24 protein-coding genes are annotated in these 19,662 nt (G+C 38.4%); 15 read left to right on the top strand and 9 right to left on the bottom strand.

Translation table 11 applies throughout. The features are described from left to right. Positions 1 to 145: 145 nt before the first annotated feature. From JFU50_RS07855 to JFU50_RS07830, 6 genes are all read left to right on the top strand, one after another. Positions 146 to 688: a sigma-70 family RNA polymerase sigma factor gene (locus JFU50_RS07855; RefSeq protein WP_309558432.1), complete on the top strand. Its 543-nt coding sequence runs from the start codon at positions 146 to 148 to the stop codon at positions 686 to 688. After that, the gene (locus JFU50_RS07850) at positions 685 to 1,152 is read left to right on the top strand and encodes a hypothetical protein (protein ID WP_201183232.1); all 468 of its coding nucleotides are present in this window, start codon (positions 685 to 687) and stop codon (positions 1,150 to 1,152) included. Before JFU50_RS07855 ends, JFU50_RS07850 begins: the two co-directional genes overlap by 4 nt. Beyond that, the gene (locus tag JFU50_RS07845; RefSeq protein WP_201222341.1) at positions 1,145 to 2,215 is read left to right on the top strand and encodes a hypothetical protein; all 1,071 of its coding nucleotides are present in this window, start codon (positions 1,145 to 1,147) and stop codon (positions 2,213 to 2,215) included. Before JFU50_RS07850 ends, JFU50_RS07845 begins: the two co-directional genes overlap by 8 nt. Continuing rightward, positions 2,212 to 3,150, top strand: coding sequence for a hypothetical protein (locus JFU50_RS07840; RefSeq protein WP_201183230.1), 939 nt, complete (start codon positions 2,212 to 2,214; stop codon positions 3,148 to 3,150). The genes JFU50_RS07845 and JFU50_RS07840 overlap by 4 nt, the downstream gene beginning before the upstream one ends. Positions 3,151 to 3,333: 183 nt before the next feature. Further along, positions 3,334 to 4,248: a diacylglycerol kinase gene (locus tag JFU50_RS07835; RefSeq protein ID WP_201183229.1), complete on the top strand. Its 915-nt coding sequence runs from the start codon at positions 3,334 to 3,336 to the stop codon at positions 4,246 to 4,248. 63 nt (positions 4,249 to 4,311) lie between these two features. Then, positions 4,312 to 4,887: a GNAT family N-acetyltransferase gene (locus JFU50_RS07830; RefSeq protein WP_057218296.1), complete on the top strand. Its 576-nt coding sequence runs from the start codon at positions 4,312 to 4,314 to the stop codon at positions 4,885 to 4,887. A 78-nt stretch (positions 4,888 to 4,965) separates the two neighbouring features. On the opposite strand, the gene JFU50_RS07825 is transcribed toward JFU50_RS07830, so the two are convergent. Next, a complete protein-coding gene (locus JFU50_RS07825; RefSeq protein ID WP_053344229.1) occupies positions 4,966 to 5,184 on the bottom strand; it encodes a hypothetical protein in 219 nt (72 codons plus the stop codon). A 188-nt stretch (positions 5,185 to 5,372) separates the two neighbouring features. Between JFU50_RS07825 and rlmD the strand changes: the two genes are divergently transcribed. Both rlmD and JFU50_RS07815 read left to right on the top strand, forming a co-directional pair. Next, positions 5,373 to 6,743 (top strand): 23S rRNA (uracil(1939)-C(5))-methyltransferase RlmD, encoded by a 1,371-nt coding sequence (rlmD, locus tag JFU50_RS07820; protein ID WP_201222339.1) that lies wholly within the window; start codon positions 5,373 to 5,375, stop codon positions 6,741 to 6,743. A gap of 276 nt (positions 6,744 to 7,019) precedes the next feature. Beyond that, positions 7,020 to 7,568, top strand: coding sequence for a YitT family protein (locus JFU50_RS07815; RefSeq protein ID WP_201183224.1), 549 nt, complete (start codon positions 7,020 to 7,022; stop codon positions 7,566 to 7,568). A gap of 32 nt (positions 7,569 to 7,600) precedes the next feature. On the opposite strand, the gene JFU50_RS07810 is transcribed toward JFU50_RS07815, so the two are convergent. From JFU50_RS07810 to JFU50_RS07780, 7 genes are all read right to left on the bottom strand, one after another. After that, positions 7,601 to 8,461, bottom strand: coding sequence for a DUF421 domain-containing protein (locus JFU50_RS07810; RefSeq protein ID WP_201183222.1), 861 nt, complete (start codon positions 8,459 to 8,461; stop codon positions 7,601 to 7,603). Between the two features lie 32 nt (positions 8,462 to 8,493). Beyond that, on the bottom strand, positions 8,494 to 8,700 hold the full coding sequence (locus JFU50_RS07805) for a DUF1657 domain-containing protein (RefSeq protein WP_053344233.1): 207 nt from the start codon (positions 8,698 to 8,700) through the stop codon (positions 8,494 to 8,496). Between the two features lie 12 nt (positions 8,701 to 8,712). Further along, on the bottom strand, positions 8,713 to 9,063 hold the full coding sequence (gene spoVAE / locus JFU50_RS07800) for a stage V sporulation protein AE (protein ID WP_053347930.1): 351 nt from the start codon (positions 9,061 to 9,063) through the stop codon (positions 8,713 to 8,715). A gap of 5 nt (positions 9,064 to 9,068) precedes the next feature. Next, positions 9,069 to 10,079, bottom strand: a complete 1,011-nt coding sequence (spoVAD, locus tag JFU50_RS07795) for a stage V sporulation protein AD (RefSeq protein WP_053344234.1) — start codon at positions 10,077 to 10,079, stop codon at positions 9,069 to 9,071. Further along, the gene (spoVAC, locus tag JFU50_RS07790; protein WP_201183220.1) at positions 10,079 to 10,558 is read right to left on the bottom strand and encodes a stage V sporulation protein AC; all 480 of its coding nucleotides are present in this window, start codon (positions 10,556 to 10,558) and stop codon (positions 10,079 to 10,081) included. Before spoVAC ends, spoVAD begins: the two co-directional genes overlap by 1 nt. Before the next feature lie 20 nt (positions 10,559 to 10,578). Continuing rightward, positions 10,579 to 11,049 (bottom strand): YhcN/YlaJ family sporulation lipoprotein, encoded by a 471-nt coding sequence (locus tag JFU50_RS07785; RefSeq protein ID WP_201183218.1) that lies wholly within the window; start codon positions 11,047 to 11,049, stop codon positions 10,579 to 10,581. A 69-nt stretch (positions 11,050 to 11,118) separates the two neighbouring features. Beyond that, positions 11,119 to 11,322: a DUF1657 domain-containing protein gene (locus tag JFU50_RS07780; protein WP_053344237.1), complete on the bottom strand. Its 204-nt coding sequence runs from the start codon at positions 11,320 to 11,322 to the stop codon at positions 11,119 to 11,121. Between the two features lie 724 nt (positions 11,323 to 12,046). Here JFU50_RS07780 and JFU50_RS07775 point away from each other — a divergent pair. From JFU50_RS07775 to JFU50_RS07755, 5 genes are all read left to right on the top strand, one after another. Then, on the top strand, positions 12,047 to 12,463 hold the full coding sequence (locus JFU50_RS07775) for a hypothetical protein (RefSeq protein ID WP_201183216.1): 417 nt from the start codon (positions 12,047 to 12,049) through the stop codon (positions 12,461 to 12,463). Further along, positions 12,460 to 13,737 (top strand): ammonium transporter, encoded by a 1,278-nt coding sequence (locus JFU50_RS07770; RefSeq protein WP_201183215.1) that lies wholly within the window; start codon positions 12,460 to 12,462, stop codon positions 13,735 to 13,737. Before JFU50_RS07775 ends, JFU50_RS07770 begins: the two co-directional genes overlap by 4 nt. A 36-nt stretch (positions 13,738 to 13,773) precedes the next feature. After that, a complete protein-coding gene (locus tag JFU50_RS07765; RefSeq protein WP_201183213.1) occupies positions 13,774 to 14,001 on the top strand; it encodes a group-specific protein in 228 nt (75 codons plus the stop codon). A 545-nt stretch (positions 14,002 to 14,546) separates the two neighbouring features. Then, positions 14,547 to 16,412 (top strand): DUF6583 family protein, encoded by a 1,866-nt coding sequence (locus tag JFU50_RS07760; RefSeq protein WP_201222337.1) that lies wholly within the window; start codon positions 14,547 to 14,549, stop codon positions 16,410 to 16,412. A gap of 16 nt (positions 16,413 to 16,428) precedes the next feature. After that, positions 16,429 to 16,587 carry a hypothetical protein gene (locus JFU50_RS07755; protein ID WP_201183209.1) on the top strand — a complete coding sequence of 53 codons (159 nt, stop codon included), beginning with the start codon at positions 16,429 to 16,431 and terminating at the stop codon, positions 16,585 to 16,587. A 539-nt stretch (positions 16,588 to 17,126) separates the two neighbouring features. Here the strand turns inward: JFU50_RS07755 and JFU50_RS07750 are convergent. After that, a complete protein-coding gene (locus JFU50_RS07750) occupies positions 17,127 to 17,573 on the bottom strand; it encodes a hypothetical protein (RefSeq protein ID WP_207196240.1) in 447 nt (148 codons plus the stop codon). A 256-nt stretch (positions 17,574 to 17,829) separates the two neighbouring features. Here JFU50_RS07750 and JFU50_RS07745 point away from each other — a divergent pair, with 256 nt between their 5' ends. Continuing rightward, positions 17,830 to 18,486 carry a 5-bromo-4-chloroindolyl phosphate hydrolysis family protein gene (locus tag JFU50_RS07745; protein ID WP_201222335.1) on the top strand — a complete coding sequence of 219 codons (657 nt, stop codon included), beginning with the start codon at positions 17,830 to 17,832 and terminating at the stop codon, positions 18,484 to 18,486. Beyond that, positions 18,483 to 19,655: a toxic anion resistance protein gene (locus JFU50_RS07740; protein ID WP_201183205.1), complete on the top strand. Its 1,173-nt coding sequence runs from the start codon at positions 18,483 to 18,485 to the stop codon at positions 19,653 to 19,655. The genes JFU50_RS07745 and JFU50_RS07740 overlap by 4 nt, the downstream gene beginning before the upstream one ends. Positions 19,656 to 19,662: the final 7 nt, after the last annotated feature.

Genomic DNA, 19,662 nt, shown 5'->3' with positions numbered 1-19,662 from the left:
TATGGTTATCAAAAGAGTTTTACGAGGAAATACTGGAACTTATAAGTGAGAAATTAATTTTATATTTTTTTTGGAGTTATCTGTAGGGGTAACTCCTTTTTGTGTCGTCTATTACATGAATGCTTAAATGAAAGGGGGGAGAGAAGTGACAGATGAGTTAGTGGAGAAGGTGAGAGGTGGAAATGATCATGCTTTCCGGATATTGATAGAAACGTATAAGGAGACGATTTTTAGAACCGTCTATTCCGTTTTACGCAATCAAAAGGATGCAGAAGATGTCACCCAGGAAGTCTTTATCAAAATCTATACTTCTCTTCCTCAATATAAAAATCAAGGTTTTAAAACATGGATTACGCGTATTGCCGTCAATCATGCAATAGATTTGAAGAGAAAACGAGAAAGGCAAAAGGAAGAATCACATGAAGTACAGCCTTCGGAAGCTCATTTAGGCCTATCTGATGATGTTGAGGCAGTGTTTTTTCGAAATGAAAAACGAAAGCAAGTATTACGGAAGCTGAATGACCTTCCGGAGGGGTATCGGGACGTTGTGTATGGCTATTACATACAAGAAAAAACATTCCAGCAAATTGCAGAGGAACAGCAGATTCAAGTCAAATCTGTTGAGGTAAAGCTATATCGGGCAAGGAATTGGATGAGAAAACATTGGAAAGAGGAGGATTTTTCATGAACCATGTTTCTGAAGCAGGGTGGATTGCTTATTTGGCGGATGAAATGCCTGATAATCTAAAAATAGAATATGAAAATCATTTATACTCCTGTGACGAGTGTTTAACAGTCTATATGGAGGCGATGGAAAGAGCTGAATCTAGTCTGCTCGTTGAAGAACTTGATATAGCAGATTCTGTTATGAGCTCGATTGCTCAACTAAATGAAGTATCTAATGAAGAGGTTAAGCAAATCAGAAAAGAAAAATCTCTTCGGACGATTACAAGACATTACCTGATTGCCGCTGGTTTTACGATTCTATTAATGGCAGCCGGAGTTTTTCAATCCCTGACTGAATACGTTGATTCTGTAGAATCCAGTACTGTAAAGGAAACTCAGACCTTAACCGATGGTCTTATTGATAAAACATTTAATTGGATGGACTCTATTGAAAAGAAAAATAAGGAGGGGTTTAGAAATGAATAAAAGTCCGATATTAGCTTTTTTGTTATCATTTCTTCCGGGTTTTGGTCATTTTTACCTAGGTAGGAGATATAAAGGTTTATTTTATTTTCTAGCCACGCTTGGATTAGGGCTGGGAGGCTTTTTTCTTACATTGATTAGTCAATTGGAAGCGTTTCTTGCCTTTTCCATTATAGGAATGGTGTTTTATTTCATCAGTATATTTGACTTGGTAGTTACCTCTCTAAGAAATCCTAAAAGCGAAACGGATGCAGGGGGAATAGTGGATCAGCCGGAAGCAGAAAGATTCTATGTAATTGTCCTTTCATTCGTGCCTGGTCTCGGACATTTTCAGCTCGGCCTCATGAATCGGGGACTTATTTTTCTAATTGGCTTTTTAGGCCTTGGCATTATGGTGATATTCATCAGTGTGATGACACAAATGGAAGGTCTGCTAATATTCATGGCTTTATTGCCAGTTATCTGGATTTACAGTTTTTTTGATTCTGTTCAACAGCTGAATAAAAAGCAAAGGGGTGAGGAGCTTATTGATCGGACCGTGTTGGAAGATTTCGAGGAGAGACGGGAATCTGGGAAGAAGAGTAAATCGGTCGCGACTTTATTCGCCATTTTCCCTGGGGCAGGTCATTTATATTTAGGGCTGCAAAAACGCGGAATCCAATTAATGGCCGGCTTTTTATTCGCCATTTATATATTGGATTTACTCCGTTTAGGATTCTTCTTTTTCCTTATTCCGATCATCTGGTTTTACAGCTTTTTTGATGGATTACAAAAAGCGGCTAAAATGGAAGAGGGTCCTGTTGAAGATACGCCCATAATTTCGGGAATTGTCAATCAGCAAAAATGGGTAGGCCTTGGTTTGGTGGGGCTAGGAATTTATTTCTTGGCAAGTAACATTATCGTTCCGGCAATTGCACCTCATTTAGATGAATGGGTTGGAAGCAACTTAGAATATTGGTTTAGAGATTATTTTCAAAAAGTACTCGTGTGTATCCTTCTTATAGGTGGAGGAATAAAATTGTTAGCTGGAAGTAAAAAAGCGAGAGACAAGGAGGAGACAAAATGAGAACATGGAGAGTCGGAACAATTTCAATGGGAGTCTCTCTGGTTGGTTTAGGTATGATTTTACTGATTTCTCAAATCGCAAATATGAATATGACGACGATTCTTCTTTCTTGGTGGCCGTTGCTTTTCATTATTTTGGGAGTGGAAATTCTCTTCTATATCTATTTTTCCAGAAAAGAAAGTTCCTTTGTAAAATATGATATTCTTAGTATTCTTTTCGTAGGATTGCTTGGAACGACGGGAATTGTTTTAATTCTGCTGACATCAAGTGGAATAATGGATCAAGTCAGGGCAGCCGTGCAAAGCGAAGAAAAAACAGTGAATTTACCTGGGTTCAATGAAAAGGCTGGAAAAGACATTCAGAGGGTCGTTCTAGATTCTGGATCATACCCATTGACGGTTGAAAGTGGGACCGATGAAGAAGTTTCTATATTCGGGACATATGATGAGCTTGTAACAGTAGATGCTGAATCCCTGTTGAAAAAGACGGAAGATTATTTAATGGTTGAGAGAAACGGTGATACACTTTATATCAGCTTCAAGGATTTACCGGTTCAAAATAGCCTTTTAGGCGGAGGCAGGACGAATCTCAAGGCTACTCTTATTATCCCTGCTGAATTATCATTAGAGATTAATGGACAAAGCACGGATCTTGTCTTAAAGCCAAGACAGCTTTTAAGTAATTGGAGTGTAAAAGATAGCGGCTACCTTAGCGTATACCTTCAAGAAAATAGTGATATCAAGATTGAAGCAAAAGGTGTCGAGGAGCTCGAGGGGCCTGAAAATAGCTGGAAAACGACCGAGATAAAAGAAGAAGACACGAATGAAGAAGGCACTGAAAAAACTGAAAAAAAGAATGGTACACTAAAGTCTGGAAAAGGGAATCATATCTTAACTGTCTTCGATACATATAAAGTGAATGTTCATTACCCATAATTTTAAACCATTTACTAGAATAAAATTGTAAAAAGCTTTATAATTTCCCTGATAAGATTTCTAGAAAAAGCATATAAAGAAATGGGCCGAAATGCGGTCCTCTTTTTTTTCGAATATTGCTTTTCATGTAGTGAACGATTAATATGTAATTTATGGAATCAATTTGTATAAGGATGATGGGAAATGAAAAGAGCAAGGTTGATTTACAACCCGACATCAGGCCGGGAAGCCATTAAGAAGAGTTTACCAGGGGTGCTTGCAAAGCTTGAAGCAGCTGGATATGAGGCTTCTACACATGCGACGACCGGTGCTGGTGATGCAACGAATGCAGCTAAAATTGCCATTGAACGCGGCTATGATATTGTCATTGCAGCAGGAGGCGACGGAACGATTTATGAGGTTGTTAATGGACTGGCCACTGCAGAAAAGCGCCCAAAACTAGGAATTATTCCGACAGGAACGACGAATGATTTCGCGCGGGCACTGCATTTACCGAAGTCAATCGAAGGGGCAGCTGATATTATTGCCAGTGGGCATACGATGCCAATCGATATTGGAAAAATGAATGATAAATATTTCATCAATATTGCTGGTGGGGGTCGATTGACTGAATTGACCTACGACGTGCCAATCAAGCTGAAAACAATGCTTGGGCAGCTAGCTTACTACATTAAAGGGATTGAAATGCTACCTTCTATCAAGCCGACAGAAGTTTCAATCGAATATGATGGAAGGCTTTTCGAAGGCGAGATTATGCTATTTTTAGTCGCCAATACAAATTCGGTCGGTGGCTTCGAAAAACTCGCACCAGACGCATCCCTTAATGACGGCATGTTCACGTTACTTATTTTGAAAAAGGCAAATCTTGCTGATATTGTCCGAGTCGTAACTTTGGCAATGCGCGGTGAACATATACATGATAAAAATGTCATTTATGAAAAAGCAAATCGGATCAAAGTAACTGCCAAAAAAGACATGATGCTTAATTTGGACGGGGAATTTGGTGGCATGGCCCCAGCTGAATTCGTAAACCAGTACCGTCATTTTGATGTATTCATCCCGGAAGGAATATTGCCGGACGATCCAACAAATAAATAATGAAAAGAAGGTCACTAAAGTGGGTGGCCTTTTAATTTTAATCTAGCAAGGAGAATGGGTAACGTGTACATCAGAAGAGCGACACCAGAAGACGCAGAAAAGGCAGCAGTATTAACACGACTTGCGATAAAGGAAATTGCCGAGGAGTTAACTGGCGAAACAGAAGAAGAAACAATACTCGCCGTTCTTGCCGACTTTTTTAGAAAAAGTGGAAATCGAATCAGCTATGAAAATACCTTCGTTAGTGAACATAATGGGGAAGTATCTGGACTGATCATTGCCTATCATGGAAAAGATGCTAAAGGGTTAGATGAACCAATAGTTGAAAGATTACGGCGGAAAATGAAAGATTCGAGTATTACACTCGACAAGGAAGCAGAGAGTGATGACTTTTATCTGGATACATTATGTGTTGACCCGAATTTTCAAGGGAAAGGAATTGGAAGTGCACTGATTCAATATGTTGAGGAGTATGCTAAGGAAAAAGGCTACCCAAGGGTTTCTTTAGTCGTTGAAGATGTGAATGAAGGGGCAAATCGTCTCTATAACAGGTTAGGATATAAGAAAATAAAAACCATTATGATAAGTGGCTATGAATTTGGATATATGGTAAAAAAATTAGAAGAACCCCTTGTTTAACAGGGGGTCCTTTTTACGTGTGTTTTTGATATATCACTTCTTCCACCATTCATTGAACTTTTCTTAGTGGAATGGGATCTACATTTGCTGTCCGTTCATCGCAGCCCAATCAGCATAAACTCCGGTTCCGTTGCAGCCGGGACAGTCGTGTATATCGGAAAAATGATATTCCGTTGGTACGAAAGAGCTGTATCCTCGCCCATAACAATCCGGACAGAGGCCCTTTTCCTCCATGCTTACTCGATGTTTTTCTAGCCTGTTTGCATTCCAGGCAGATATAGAGTTAAACAAACCCATTTCTTCACCTCATCTATTTTTCCTTATTTTTCTTTTTTTACCTCGCTTTTATACATGGAACTATGAAAAAACGTAATTCCTTCTACTATTATTTTATGAAAACCAATGTAAATTGGTGAGTCGTTTTGTGGCAAGGCTCTGAATGTGGTAAAATACAGGCTAGCTTATAAAAGAAAAGAGAAGATGATATGAAAAAAACAGCACCCGTTGCTAAAAATGATATTATAGAGGTTTTATTCGAAGATTTAACGCACGAAGGAGCTGGAGTAGCTAAAGTTGATGGCTATCCGATCTTTGTTCAGAACGCCCTTCCTGGTGAAAAGGCAAAAGTTAAAGTAATGAAGACAAATAAAGGTTATGGCTTCGGACGTTTGATGGAGATTATAGAAAATAGTCCGTATCGAGTTGAGATTACAACTGAAGACTTTCATAAATACGGTGGCTGTCAGCTACAGCATATGAGCTATGAAGGACAGTTGGAATTCAAAGAAAAACAAGTCCGTGAAGTGATGACTCGCATTGGAAAACTTGAGGATGTGAAGGTACACCCGATAATTGGTATGGAAAACCCAACTCATTATCGTAACAAAGCCCAAGTGCCTGTTGGTGAAAAGGACGGCAAGCTAATAGCGGGATTCTTTAAACCACGGACACATGAAATTGTAGAAACGAAAGAAAGCATTATCCAAAATGAAGTGATTAGTGAAGCTGTTCAAGTTGTAAAAGAAATCATCAGTAAACTTGGTATCCCTGCTTACAATGAAAAAACCCATAAAGGTGTATTGCGTCACATTATGGCTCGTTATGGCAAGCAAACAGGCGAATTGATGATAGTACTCGTTACAAGAACGAAAAGTATCCCTTTCATCGAAACAATCGTGAAGGAAATCGTTGAACGTCTTCCACAGGTGAAATCAATCGTCCAAAACGTAAATTCGAAGAAAACAAATGTTATCTTGGGCGACAACATGACTTTGCTATGGGGTAACGAAGTGATCTATGATTTGATCGGTGACGTGAAATTTGCGATTTCCGCAAAATCCTTTTATCAAATTAATCCAGATCAAACGAAGGTTCTTTATGATAAAGCACTTAATTATGCTGGTCTAACGGGCGAGGAAACGGTGATTGATGCTTATTGTGGCATTGGTACCATTTCATTATTCTTAGCACAAAAAGCGAAAAAGGTTATTGGTGTGGAAGTTGTATCAGAAGCGATTGAAGATGCACGCCGCAACGCTGAATTAAATGAAATCACAAATGCAGAATTCATCGTTGGTGATGCAGGAAACGTCATTGCTGAATGGTATCAAAAGGGTAACATGGCAGACGTCATCGTTGTTGATCCACCTCGTAAAGGTTGTGAAGAATCTCTTCTAAACACAATCATTGAGATGAAACCTAAAAAGGTCGTTTATGTATCTTGTAACCCAGGAACCTTGGCACGGGACCTTCATATTTTAGAAGAAGGCGGATATAAAGCAGTTGATATCCAACCTGTCGACATGTTCCCGATGACTACACATGTTGAAAATGTAGTGTTGTTAGAATTGAAATAATGGTGTAAGTGCCCAGTCATTGGACTGGGCTTATTTTATATTGATTTATATAATAAGTGTCTTTGTTAGATAGAGATGATGAAGCAGGACCCATTAAGGGCTCTGCTTTTTCAATGTGGTGTCAAAAATTGTAGTAAGGGTGCTGAGGAAAAAATTTTTTACATGTATATTCTTGACGTTCTAACTTGGACATATATTATGGAATATCGAATATCGAATATCGAATATCGAATATCGAATGGGAGGTAAGGTGATTTTATTAAATTCCAAAAAGTGATGGCTGTAATCGTTGGTAGCTTTTTGATAGGTATTGGAATTAATGGTTTTTTAGTTCCATATCATTTAATAGATGGCGGTGTTATTGGAATTGCTCTTATTATTCATTATTTTTTGGGCTTTCAAACGGGGTTATCCATGTTAGTTCTTAGTATTCCTTTATTTATATATGCTTGGTACTATGAACGTCACCTTTTCTATAGCAGCATCCATGGATTACTTTTGACTTCTCTTTTTATGGATTGGTTGAGTCCATTAAAAAAGGCATTTTCTATTTCCATTCTCAGTAGTTCGTTAATTGGCGGAGCTATCATTGGGCTGGGCATAGGGCTTATGCTTCGATATGAGACAAGCAGCGGAGGAACAGATTTGTTAGCAAAATTCATTTCCAAATCTTCCTCCATAGATATTGCTATAGTTATTATTGTCATTGATACACTCATTATTACAGCTGCCGTCTTTATCTTAGGTATGAGAATTTTTCTTTTTTCATGTCTGACGATTGTCATTATTGGACTGATTACATCACTTATGAAAGTGAGGGATTAAATTTTCTTATCAACCCAAAAGTATAAAATAAATTAGTTTTTTAAGATGAAGGCTACATGGTCAATTGCCTTTTGCAATTTTTCACTATTTTTGCTATACATTTCTTTAGCTTCCTTTGATTCAGTTCCAAGGGCAAATAACTCTAAGTCTGCTTGGCATTTTTTCAAAGTTGCGAGCATCAAAGGCTTTTCTTGTGGAGATGGCACTTTAATTTTATCATCAAAAAGATCCACGTTTAATTCACCATTGGAATTTGCTTGTCCAAGAAAGACATTCTCGATGGTTACGCCTAGCTTATCCAATTCGGTTTTCAACCAATTTCGGTTTAGGCCAATCGTGGAAAGTGGTTCATCAAGGATTTCTCCATCCATAATGACAGTCTGAGCCTCCTTGACTGAAGCAACTGCCAGATTCAAATCTTTTGCTGTTAAAGGTTGATTTTGCTTTTTTAACATAACAGAAAAGTCACCGTTTGCTTCTAACAAACCAAACTCAACATCAGCTACATCAAAGACATCCTTCTTTCGAAGTAACCCTAACAATTCATCAGTTGTATACTTTTCCTTTTTTAAATTGTCTTCCATGACTTTTCCATCTTTAATAAACACTGAGGCTTTTCCTTCCACAAGATCACGAATAGTTTTGCTTTTCAAAGAAATTAATCCTGCTATAAAAGGTGCGAGTGCAAAAACGAGAATAGAAAGCACCCCATTTATAATACTTCCTTCAACCTTTGTGGCTAACTCTGCCCCAACGTTCCCGATGGTTATGCCAGTTACATATTCAAAAAAGGAAAGCTGAGATATCTGTTTTTTACCTAACCATTTTGTGATTAAAAAAAGGACAATTAAAAAAAATAGTGACCGTAAAACGATTTGTAACCATTCAGGCATTACTTAGCACCTCCTGCAAATCATAGGTTTAATCAAAAACCCTTATATTGTGGTTCCTCTCGTTCTAATTCTCCAACTCGCTTGTGTACATCCTTCATCACTTCATTCACTACCATCATCGTTTCATGCAGGATACGTTTCGATTCATCATCTTGAGTTCGGAGTGCAAGGCTAGATAAACCAGCTTCTACACCCTTAAGGCTGGCGACACATTGTTTCACTTCAGATGCAATAGTCATCCTATATTCTCCTTATCCTTTTGGTTTAAAAATAATAGCTCCTATCATTCCGAAAATAATTGCTGCTGATATCCCGGCACTAGTTACTTCAAACATTCCTGAAATTACACCAATTAAGCCATGCTTTTCTGCCTCGGCCATTGCCCCATGCACAAGCGAATTCCCGAAACTTGTAATGGGGATCGTTGCGCCTGCACCTGCAAAATCAATAAATGGTTCGTATAAACCAAACCCATCTAAAAGAGCACCTACGACAACAAAGGTACTTAATGTATGGGCGGGTGTTAGCTTGAATACATCAAACATTATTTGCCCGATTACACAAATAAAGCCTCCTACAACAAAAGCCCAAAAATAAATCATCATTGCTATTCACCACCATATTCAATCGAAACGGCATGGGCGATACATGGAATCGTCTCGCTTTGCTGAAAGGATAGAGGAGATAATAATGCGCCGGTAGCTACGACTAACATACGTTTGAAATCTCCCTTTTTCATGCGGTTTAATAAATGCCCATATACAACCGTTGCTGAACATCCTGGTCCACTGGCTCCGGATAAAACTGGTTGCCCCTCTCTATAAATCATTAATCCGCAATCCTTATACTGTTCTTCACGTATAGGGGTTCCATGTTTTTTAAATAATTCTAATGAAGCTTTTTGCCCAATCTTTCCTAAATCTCCAGTTACAATCAAATCATAATAGGAAGGGTCGATGTTTCGTTCTCTTAGATGGGTCTCAATTGTATCGACAGCTGCTGGAGCCATGGCTCCTCCCATATTAAATGGATCGGTCAATCCCATGTCAATGACCCGGCCGATTGTGGCTGAAGTAACTCGAGGGCCTTTTCCGGAACTACTTAATAAGGCAACTCCTGCACCCGTAACGGTCCATTGGGCAGTGGGAGGCTTTTGACCGCCGTATTCAGTTGGGTAACGGAACTGCTTTTCAACAGCGGTGTTATGACTAGAAGCACCTGTTAACAGATAATCCGCTCCTTTGGTGTTAACAAGGTAAGCGCCGAGAGCAAGTCCTTCCATAGAGGTAGAACACGCTCCAAACAAGCCAAGATAGGGTGTACCCAAAGTTCGACAGGCAAAACTTGTAGGTGTTATTTGATTAATGAGGTCGCCGCCAAGGAAAAACTGAATCTGATCTTTTTGAAGGCCAGCCTTTTCGATTGCTTTTGTACTTGCTTCTTCTATGAGGACTTTGTGAGCCTTTTCATAGGAATCTTGATTTATCCATAAATCGGAATGAAGTAAATCAAAATCATCTGCAAGTAATCCTTCAGCTTCAAATGGTCCCCCGACAGTTCCTGTGGAGAGTATGACAGGTTTTTGATCGAAAACCCATGTACGATGACCCGTCAGCATTATAAACCACCCCATTGAATAAGAATTGTTTTAATCAGAGCAACAATAAAAGCGGAAAAAACGCCGAATAAGATGACGGAGCCTGCCAATTTAAACATATTACCACCAACTCCTAAAACAAATCCTTCTGTTCGATGTTCAATAGCGGCTGATATGACAGCATTCCCGAATCCTGTAAGCGGTACTGCAGATCCAGCTCCCCCAAATTGAGCGATTCGGTCATACACTCCAAATCCAGTAAGAAGCATAGCAATGAAAATTAGCGTTCCTGCAGTGGGGTTCCCAGCCGTTTGATCTGTGAAATCAAAGTAATGAATATAAATATTTTGAATAAACTGCCCGATAAGGCAAATGATTCCACCTGTTATAAAAGCTTTAATGCAATTTAGTAGTACTGGTCTTTTTGTTTCCAGTTGGGTTTGAAGTTGTTGATATTCTTGTTGGACAGGGGTTAATTTTTTCTTTTTATTATTTGACATGCTTGTATCACCTCTTCCATCTACGTCTGTTCCTTCATTAAACTTTTGATTTCTTTGAAGTCTTTTTTCAGTGAGTCCATCTTAGTCTTATCTTTTTCGAGCTTTTGTTCCAACTGGTCAAGTTCTAAAAACATCTTTTGGTCAGTTGAGATAAGAATTTTATAATCTGGGAACATGTTTTCTAAGTCTGATTGTGCTTGTTTTTTAACGCTCTTTAAACGGAAACGATCAAAATTATCTACTTTGACTGCCACTAACAATTCCTTATCGCTATTTACGGCTTTTACATCCGAAACCTCTTCCTCTGCTAATAGCCTATCTTTAGCTTGATTGGCCACGGATTGCTTTATTGGACTGCTAGTATGTACCTTCGAAATATTCAAGTTTTTATTATTATCTATTTGATTCGAATTTCCGGAACATCCTGAGACAAACCCGATAACAGTTATTAAAAAAAGGAATGTTTTTAATGTCTTCATTTTGTATTTCAAGGAATTGCCTCCTCAAATTAAAGATATAAAAAAGGTTGGTTGCCTCAACCAACCTTTTTATATGATTACTTATTGCTTATATTGTGGTTCTTCTTGCTCAATCTGATCAATACGAGGAGAAACGCTGTCAACAATCGATTGTGTTTGTTGAGCAGCTTGTTGATAAAGTTGTTTGGCTTGCTCGTTGTCCGTTGAAAGGGCGAAGGTCTCGAAGCTTGCTTGAGCACTTTTTAGTCCTGCTAAAGTCGTTTTAACATCACTGATTACTGTCATGGGTGTTACCTCCTTGGTTTTTAACTGCCTTTTTAGAATAAGGAAACATCAATTTTTATATACCTACCAAAATTCTCTAGATTGTGAAAAATAGTGATTTCAATCCCTTGTTTGCTTAAAAATCGCATGGCCTTGAGGATGAAACTTGATAAGGTTTATAAAATAATTTGTTTCCGATTCAAAGTATTTTATTGAGGGGGTTTAGTTTTGCTTCTTCAGTATAAAAAGGTAGCAAACGCCGATTGGCTGATACTTCTTTTGAACAAGTAACCCGGATTACTGAAGAACCAGTTATCAGTATACGGCGGATGTGGCTTTAGCGTCTGATGGAAACAGTTTGTTTTCATGAAAGTTAACTGCCACTCTGTTTCGTCAAGTGATGGTTGGTATATTTAAACTGAGGGTGTGCCGGGGGAACTGAGCAGTTTTTATGTGTAAAAAAGTAAAGGGACTGAGTTCGATTATTTAAGGGGAATTGCGCTTATCTATATTTAATCAAACGATTGATTAATAGCTGGAATAGTAATAAATATGGGGAGATAGCTAGCTTTTTTTGTATGTAAGGGAGTCAGCTATTTAAACAAATAAGTGCATTGTACGATTCAATTATTCACTCTAATTTAAAAACTGCCATAGTGTTTTAAAATTTTTAAAAAGTTGACTCAATTCAGAATTATACATATAATCATATTAAAGCTAACGTTATAACGTGAGGTGATATAACATGATGGTGGTTTTAGACGATTTGTATAATAGAGTGGTTTTTCAAATTTCGTTGGAAGAAGTAATGAAAGTTCTGCAAGGAATCAAGAGCAAACAAGAGTCGGAGATTGAATCAATGAAAAATAGGATACATAAATACGAGCAAAAACGAAGAGCAGAGGAAGCGTGGTATCAATCGCTATCCCCATTTAAACGGTTTTTTACGGGACGGGCTCCGAGCCATCATCAGGCTGTAGAGCATTTGGTGAATGTTAAAGAAAGATATATCAAAATTGAGAGTATAAAACAAAAGGTCGCTATTATAAATGAGGCGATGGGCTTACTGGAAGCAGACCCGGAAAAACGCGAAATAATATTGCCACCTACCATCATAGAAGATATAAAGGCTTGGCGGAAAGTGGAGGGACTACCAATATGACATTAGAAACGTTAAATGCTGGATTGGATACAATCTGGGTTGTTCTGACAGCAGCCATGATTCTATTAATGGAGGGCGGCTTTGCCTTATTAGAGGCAGGGTTTGTTCGTACTAAGAATAATGTGAACATCATTATGAAGGTTTTTGCTGATATTACGATTGGTACGCTTTGTTATTTCGTATTAGGTTTTGGGTTAATGTATGGGACGGATTTAATAGGGAGTATCGGGACGAGTGGTTTTATGCTGAAAGGTGATTTGTCGCACATCGATTTGACCATTTCAATAGATGCATTTTGGCTATTTCAAGGGGCGTTTGTAATTGCGGTAATCTCCATCGTTTCCGGAGCCGTTGCGGAAAGGATTAATTTTCGCGCGTACCTTATCTATGTGGTCATGATGACGGCGTTTATCTATCCGATTGCCGGTCACTGGGTATGGGGCGGCGGCTGGCTAAGTGAGTTAGGGATGCGGGATTTTGCAGGCTCAGCGGTCATTCATGCACTAGGTGGTTTTTCTGCACTGGCAGCAGCCATGGTGATTGGTCCGAGAGTGGGAAAATTTCCGTCAGAGGGACCTAGTTCTATTTCCCTGCCTAGTAATCTCCCGTTGGCATCGGTTGGAGCGTTCCTCTTATGGTTCGGCTGGTTTGGGTTTAATGCAGGAAGTACTCTGCAGGCTACAGATGGTCGTATCGGACATATTGCCATTGTCACGATGCTCTCAGCTGCATCAGGTGGTGCAGGTACTATGCTTTATACGTTATTTCGCTATGGACGATCAGATGCTCCGTCCGTCATCAATGGTTCACTAGCAGGACTTGTTGGCATTACTGCTGGCTGCGCTTTCGTTAGTGATATTGCTGCGATCCTAATTGGGGCAGTTTCCGGAATGCTTATGATAGCAGCGACTAACTGGTTAGAAGCCCGTAAGATTGACGATCCAGTGGGGGCCTTTCCTGTCCATGCGGCTTCTGGTATGTGGGGAACAATAGCTGTAGGTCTTTTTGCTACAGAAGGTGGTCTATTTACAGGTGGAGGATGGCATTTACTTAGGGTTCAAGCGTTGGGATTAATGGTATTGTGTATTTGGGGATTTGTATTAACATGGATGGTTTTTAAAGTCATCAATATTTGGGTACCAATTCGGTCTACGGATGAAGAAGAAGAGCTAGGCCTGGATATCAGCTATCATGGTATCATGGCCACTCATACCTCTCCAGAGTTTATTAAGTCAGAGAATTACTTTAAGCAGGAAGAAGAGGTAAAAAGGTAAGATTTATCTTAGAATAGAGTAAGAGGTGATTTATAAATGGGTACATGCAATCTAAATCATTCCCAGCAAGATGTCAGATTGAAATTAGAGAGTCAAATGAGATTTTTACCAAAGGACTTAGGTAAGAAATTGGGCCGCTTTCTAGAAAACGAAAATTCGCAGGAAACACTGAACGAATTGTTTCATCTTTTAAAGAAGTACGATTTGGCTTCTAAGGAAGAACAAGATGCAAGAAATGAAAAGTTAAATCATTTTATGAGATGATCGAGAAAGAACGGGAGTGCAAGAATGGCTCCTGTTCTTTTTTTGTTTCTGGTTTAAATTTGTAATATTTCCGAAAATAAATGGTTAAACATTCTTTTTGAGCGGAGTGAGAAATGAGGATCATGGGAGGCTTTAATAAAAATTCTTAAGTGATAATTTCATGGGGTATTTACATACTTATACAGAGGGCGCAGGGAAACTCGCTCCTTGATATTATTAGATACCTGTTTCGAGGAGTATTTAATGTAATAACAAGTAAAGGATGGAGGTGATTTATTGTTCAACGGCTATTCATGATATTTGAACAGATGAGGTGAGAAGGCATAGATTTCCGAACATGAATTTGAGAGTTATTTTTAGAAATTTAGAATATGGATATTAATTAACAATAATTTAATAATATGGGTAATAATAGTTCTCGTTATTTCCGTCGTTATTTACCTAAAATGTGTAATTATTGAAATGAATTATTTATGATGAAAAAGTACTAAATTTATAGGAGTTTATGTGTTAAGTGAGTAGGAAAAGGGAGAGAGTCCTAATAAATGAAAAATTGTAAATCATGTGGTAAGACGGTGAGTGAGGATTCTAAACTTTGCCTATCATGTGGCGCTTCTGTAGGTGAAGACCAAAAAACAGAAGAGGAAATGGCTACTTCTGAATTGAGGCAAGAACAAATCGAGGAAAAGCCCTCAAAAAAGCTATTCAAGAAAAAAACGTTAATTATTACGGCAGTATTAGCATTTATCATCATTACCAGTGCAGTTGCAGCTATTATTCATAAATCCCCGAAAGAGCTGTATCTTCTGTCTGAATACAAAACGTATCAGAATTACAAAGAGGAATGGACCAATAAGTATGGCAATTCAATTGAATTCCAAGAGAAAATGATGAAGCAACCTTCTAGTTCAGATATGACCCTTAGTGGAAGTGTCGAAATGGATTCATTAGGAAATAATCCAGACTTTGAAATGATTCAAGAATTATTGAGCCATATATCTTTTACAGCCAATACTGAACAGGATCCTATAAGCAAACAAGGTCACTACAAATTAGCCTTGAATGTCGAAAAGGAGAATGCTTTGGAAATTGAAATGTTCCAAAGTAAGGATAAACTCGGTTTGAAGGTTCCGGAGTTATATGAAAAATTCTTTTATTTGAATTTTGTTGAATATGGTGAGTTCATGCGTATGATTGATCCCTTATATGAGGGGCCTGAAACCTTAGAAGTATCGGATCTTAAATGGCAGGACCTGAAATTAACGGAGAAAGAACAGAAATATATTCAAAAACGGTATGGGTTATTCTTATTGGACCGATTAGAGGGTGAGAACTTTAAGGTACAAAAAGGCGTGGAATATAAGCATGAAGGCGAGACGATGAAGTTAAGGGAAGTGACTCTTAAGTTATCTGCCTCGGAAACTAAAAACCTTGTAAATGATTTTATGGATCAATTAATTGAAGATAATAAGCTTCATAGCATGATAGTTAATCGAGCACAAAAAGTGGCGAAGGCTAATGCGATGGCAGATGACGTAGAGGTACTTGATACAAAAGAAATGAAACGACAATTAATTAATGGGTTAAAAGATGCAAAGAATGAAATGAAGGATATTAGTTTTCCAAATGGGTTTTCTTCTACATTACTAATTAACAAGAGTGAGCAAGTTATCGACCGTAAAGTAACAATGGCGGTAGGAGGAAACTCAGATCAGGTCAATATGAAAGTGAACAGTAAAAATATTCCTTATGGGAATGATCAGATATTTGAAGAATTTAGCGTTGCATTATCTCCTGAAAAAGATGAGGATTCCCAGGTTATGTTCCAAGTTACAAATGATGTGGCTGTTAATAAAGATACGCGGGCTGAAAATCTTAAGGCTTCCTTTATGTATGAAGAGTACGGGGAGAGTGAGGAAATCAAGTTTGCGATGAAGAGTGATATTAACGGAGAAAACGGTGGTAAGCAGAACATCATTAGGAATTTTAACCTGAACTTCGCCGGTGGTGATTTATCTGATATGCCTTCTGCCTTTAAAGGAACAATTAAACAAGCGAGCGATCTTAACCTAAAGAAAGACTATTCCAATAGGAAATTTGAAGTAAAGCTTGGTCTAGAGGGTGATTTGGATTCAGGAACGGTTACAGTCAAGCTAGATTCTAAGACGAAGCTAAAGGATAAAGCCGATTTGCCAGATTTGGAGCTTGATTCTGGTGAAGGGTTAAGCGTAGTGAACATTTCTGAAAATAAGATGTATAAAATTCAGGAAGAAGTAGGAACGAATTTAATGGAGCTTGGTGTCAAATATGGGCTCATTCCGGAAGATAGGTATCAGTTCGATATTAACGATGAAGCTAGTTATGACGGTTATTATCAATTTGAAGACAAACATTCGGATGATAAGTTTTAGGTAGGGTGTGTTTTACATGAGAAACACGTTGGTTTTTACTTCCTTTTATTTGAAGGTGCTATTAGAAAATAGGAAGGCAGCCGAAGGAATGGCTGACTCCTATTTTCTTTTTATTGGGCGCAGCAGTCATTGGAAACTACTTTTTGAAAGAAGAGAGCCGAGTACAGCCATTTAAAGTAGCGATAGTAAAGATGATCCTACGGTTGAAACAAAGTTGGTCATCGAACAGCTTACAGATAGTCCACATTTGAACGGGATTATGACCAAGTTTGGAGGTTGATCAAAAAGAGGCAGAAGAGCTACTGCAAAACCAAACTGGAAATTAATCATTGTTGAAAAAAGACGGCCCAGCAAGGAAGAACAATGGTGTACATTACATATGACATGAGCGAAATCATGAAACTCTGTGACCGAATCGGTGTTCTGCAATATGGCGTCATGAATCACAGGTACCCTCAAGGAAGCGGCCGAAAGCTTCGGGGAATAAGGCTATTACAACATATCCCTAGAAGAAGTAGTATACAGACTATTAAGCGAAACGGATGATTGTTTGGAGAACTGGCAAATCAGTTAAGGCAACCCGAAATGACCGTTTTGTTAAGCTTTATACCTCTTAATCAATCGTTTGATTAATTCCATGTTCTTTTGATGAAAGAGCTAGTGAAAACGTAAAAAAACAGCAGAGGCCCATAATGAGCTCCTGCTGTTTTTTTCCTAAAAGCCATCATCTGTAGCGGAGAATGGGATGCTCAAGTTCCTTTCCACGGCCCGCAGTCTTTGATTAAGTCTGTTCAATCTGTTCGTATGACGCTGATCATTTTGGCTTAGCCTAGTTATTTCCTGGTTAACACGGTTCACTTCTCGATTCACCCGCGTAATCTCTTGGTTCAGTCGATTGATTTCTCTCGTTTGTTGCTCATTTTGACGCTCAAGCTCCCGAACTCTTCTTTCAATTTGTTGAGTTTGCGGCGGTTGTCTTTCAAAATCAAACTCCTCGGGCAAATGGTTATATGGATCGTCTTGAATCTGCTGAAAATTCCAATCTTGCTGTGGTACATATTCATATCGTTCGGGTTGTTGGAAGTATGGGTTGAAATTAGCCTGAATGTACTGATGATTTCCATTTTGTTGTGGAAAAGGATAAAAACCGTGTGAATTCATAGTTAGCTCTCCTTTGCAAACGGGATAGATACCCTATAACTTATGTGAGTTCTAGTAAAGTGGCAAGGCGATAGCCTAAAAAGAGTATAATGAAGAGGGGGCATTTTCCAATGAAAATATAAATTCATCGCTAAATTTGCAGAAACCATCCTGTTCCTATATCGTTTAAGTAGGAGAAAATTTTCTTCCATCTTGAAACCAATTACTGTGATAATCGTATATATAGAAAAGAGTGTAAGTCAGGAGTGTAGTGAAAATGAATCGCTTTCTTGCCGATGTTGTTCCAATATTAATTGCATTTCCAATGGTTTTGCCGGTTTGGCTGATTAGCTATTTTGCATTGAATCAATCGTTTGTTCTTTCTGTTGTCTTTTCCTTAGTTGGAGGGGGCCTCGCATACTGGCTAAGTTCCGTCTACTTTTCCTCACGATTCCTCAAAAAACATGAATTGACAAGAAAAGAATATCAATATATAAAGAAAAATTTAAGTGAAGCAAAACCGAAAATATGGCGAGTGCAAAAGGCACTAATTTCGGTCAGGCATATCTCTTCTTTTAAACAGAGGAAGGATATGATAAAGATGATCAGGAAAATATATAGTCTTACCAAAAAAGAACCAAAGCGCTTTTACCAGGCGGAACAATTTTATTATTCCCATCTGGATTCAGCCACGGAGTTGGCAGAGAAATATGTTTTTTTATCTCAGCAGCCCAGAAAGACTAAGGAGCTCGAACTATCTTTAACAGAAACACGTAAAACTTTAAAGGATCTTACTAAAACTATAGAAAAGGATTTATATAAAGTGATTGCCGATGATATAGATAACCTCAACTTTGAATTGGACGTTGCGAAGCAAACCATTAAAACTAGAAAAGAGTCACAAGTAATCGATGAAAGCAGGAGGTTAAAATGAATAATAATGATCCAAACCTGTTAAATAATACGACTAACGCCAATTTAATTGATGATCTTTTAGCCAATCCATTTGACGAGGTGCAGCAGTTGGAGAAGCTTTCTCCCCAGGAAGCAAAGCCGGTCAAACTGATTGATGTCATTCCGGAAGAAAACCGGGCAAAGGCCTACCAGCTTGCTGAACAAATTGACCCAACAAATCACCAGGCAATGATTTCCTATGGTACACCCGCTCAATCAAAACTCTTAACCTTTTCGAATTCGATGCTTGAGCATGTACAAAAAAAGGATGTAGGTGAAGTGGGCGACATTATCAGTGATTTAATGAAGAAGTTAAATGATCTGAGCCCGGATGAGCTTAAACCGGATAAGCCCTCGTTTTTTGCGCGTATGTTCGGGAAGTTGACGGGATCTGTACAGGAAGTACTTTCTAAGTATCAAAAAACAGGGGCTCAAATTGATCGAATCAGTGTAAAACTCGATCGGAGCAAGAATATCCTGCTATCGGATATCGTAATCCTTGAAAAGCTTTATGAAACGAATAAGGAATATTTTCAAGCGTTAAATGTCTACATTGCAGCGGGGGAAATTAAACTTGAAGAAATTCATGAGAAAACAATTCCAGAGCTAAAGAAATCTGCGGAATTAAGCAATGATCAAATGAAGTTTCAAGAAGTCAATGATATGCGCCAATTTGCTGAAAGATTAGATAAAAGGCTGTATGATTTGAAATTGAGTCGTGAAATCACCATTCAAAGCGCCCCGCAAATTAGGCTGATACAAAACACAAATCAGGCGCTTGTCGAGAAAATCCAATCTTCAATCATGACGGCCATTCCACTTTGGAAAAATCAGGTTGCAATTGCATTGACCTTGATCAGGCAGCGTCATGCTGTGGAGGCACAAAAGCAGGTTTCCAAAACGACAAATGATTTGCTATTAAAAAACTCGGAAATGCTGAAAATAAATACCATTGAAACGGCTAAGGAAAATGAGCGAGGGCTTGTCGACATTGAAACATTAAAGAACACCCAAGCTAATTTAATTTCCACGCTTGAAGAAACAATGCGAATTCAAGAAGAAGGCAGGCATAAACGTCGACATGCTGAACAGGAACTGGCTGCGATGGAGAATGAACTAAAGCAGAAACTTTTAGAGATAAAGGGATAAGGAGAGA

The sequence above is a fragment of the Peribacillus sp. TH14 genome, from assembly GCF_016651145.1.
In the GTDB taxonomy this organism is placed as follows: domain Bacteria; phylum Bacillota; class Bacilli; order Bacillales; family DSM-1321; genus Peribacillus; species Peribacillus butanolivorans.
This window is presented reverse-complemented; position numbering and strand designations above follow the sequence as displayed.

Excerpts from the sequence above, each read along its gene's own strand:
- JFU50_RS07850 (WP_201183232.1), top strand. The coding sequence starts at position 685 with ATGAACCATGTTTCTGAAGCAGGGTGGATTGCTTATTTGGCGGATGAA.
- JFU50_RS07845 (WP_201222341.1), top strand. The coding sequence starts at position 1,145 with ATGAATAAAAGTCCGATATTAGCTTTTTTGTTATCATTTCTTCCGGGT.
- JFU50_RS07840 (WP_201183230.1), top strand. The coding sequence starts at position 2,212 with ATGAGAACATGGAGAGTCGGAACAATTTCAATGGGAGTCTCTCTGGTT.
- JFU50_RS07835 (WP_201183229.1), top strand. The coding sequence starts at position 3,334 with ATGAAAAGAGCAAGGTTGATTTACAACCCGACATCAGGCCGGGAAGCC.
- JFU50_RS07825 (WP_053344229.1), bottom strand. The coding sequence starts at position 5,184 with ATGGGTTTGTTTAACTCTATATCTGCCTGGAATGCAAACAGGCTAGAA.
- rlmD (WP_201222339.1), top strand. The coding sequence starts at position 5,373 with ATGAAAAAAACAGCACCCGTTGCTAAAAATGATATTATAGAGGTTTTA.
- JFU50_RS07815 (WP_201183224.1), top strand. The coding sequence starts at position 7,020 with ATGGCTGTAATCGTTGGTAGCTTTTTGATAGGTATTGGAATTAATGGT.
- JFU50_RS07810 (WP_201183222.1), bottom strand. The coding sequence starts at position 8,461 with ATGCCTGAATGGTTACAAATCGTTTTACGGTCACTATTTTTTTTAATT.
- JFU50_RS07805 (WP_053344233.1), bottom strand. The coding sequence starts at position 8,700 with ATGACTATTGCATCTGAAGTGAAACAATGTGTCGCCAGCCTTAAGGGT.
- spoVAE (WP_053347930.1), bottom strand. The coding sequence starts at position 9,063 with ATGATTTATTTTTGGGCTTTTGTTGTAGGAGGCTTTATTTGTGTAATC.
- spoVAD (WP_053344234.1), bottom strand. The coding sequence starts at position 10,079 with ATGCTGACGGGTCATCGTACATGGGTTTTCGATCAAAAACCTGTCATA.
- spoVAC (WP_201183220.1), bottom strand. The coding sequence starts at position 10,558 with ATGTCAAATAATAAAAAGAAAAAATTAACCCCTGTCCAACAAGAATAT.
- JFU50_RS07780 (WP_053344237.1), bottom strand. The coding sequence starts at position 11,322 with ATGACAGTAATCAGTGATGTTAAAACGACTTTAGCAGGACTAAAAAGT.
- JFU50_RS07775 (WP_201183216.1), top strand. The coding sequence starts at position 12,047 with ATGATGGTGGTTTTAGACGATTTGTATAATAGAGTGGTTTTTCAAATT.
- JFU50_RS07770 (WP_201183215.1), top strand. The coding sequence starts at position 12,460 with ATGACATTAGAAACGTTAAATGCTGGATTGGATACAATCTGGGTTGTT.
- JFU50_RS07765 (WP_201183213.1), top strand. The coding sequence starts at position 13,774 with ATGGGTACATGCAATCTAAATCATTCCCAGCAAGATGTCAGATTGAAA.
- JFU50_RS07760 (WP_201222337.1), top strand. The coding sequence starts at position 14,547 with ATGAAAAATTGTAAATCATGTGGTAAGACGGTGAGTGAGGATTCTAAA.
- JFU50_RS07755 (WP_201183209.1), top strand. The coding sequence starts at position 16,429 with ATGAGAAACACGTTGGTTTTTACTTCCTTTTATTTGAAGGTGCTATTA.
- JFU50_RS07750 (WP_207196240.1), bottom strand. The coding sequence starts at position 17,573 with ATGAATTCACACGGTTTTTATCCTTTTCCACAACAAAATGGAAATCAT.
- JFU50_RS07745 (WP_201222335.1), top strand. The coding sequence starts at position 17,830 with ATGAATCGCTTTCTTGCCGATGTTGTTCCAATATTAATTGCATTTCCA.
- JFU50_RS07740 (WP_201183205.1), top strand. The coding sequence starts at position 18,483 with ATGAATAATAATGATCCAAACCTGTTAAATAATACGACTAACGCCAAT.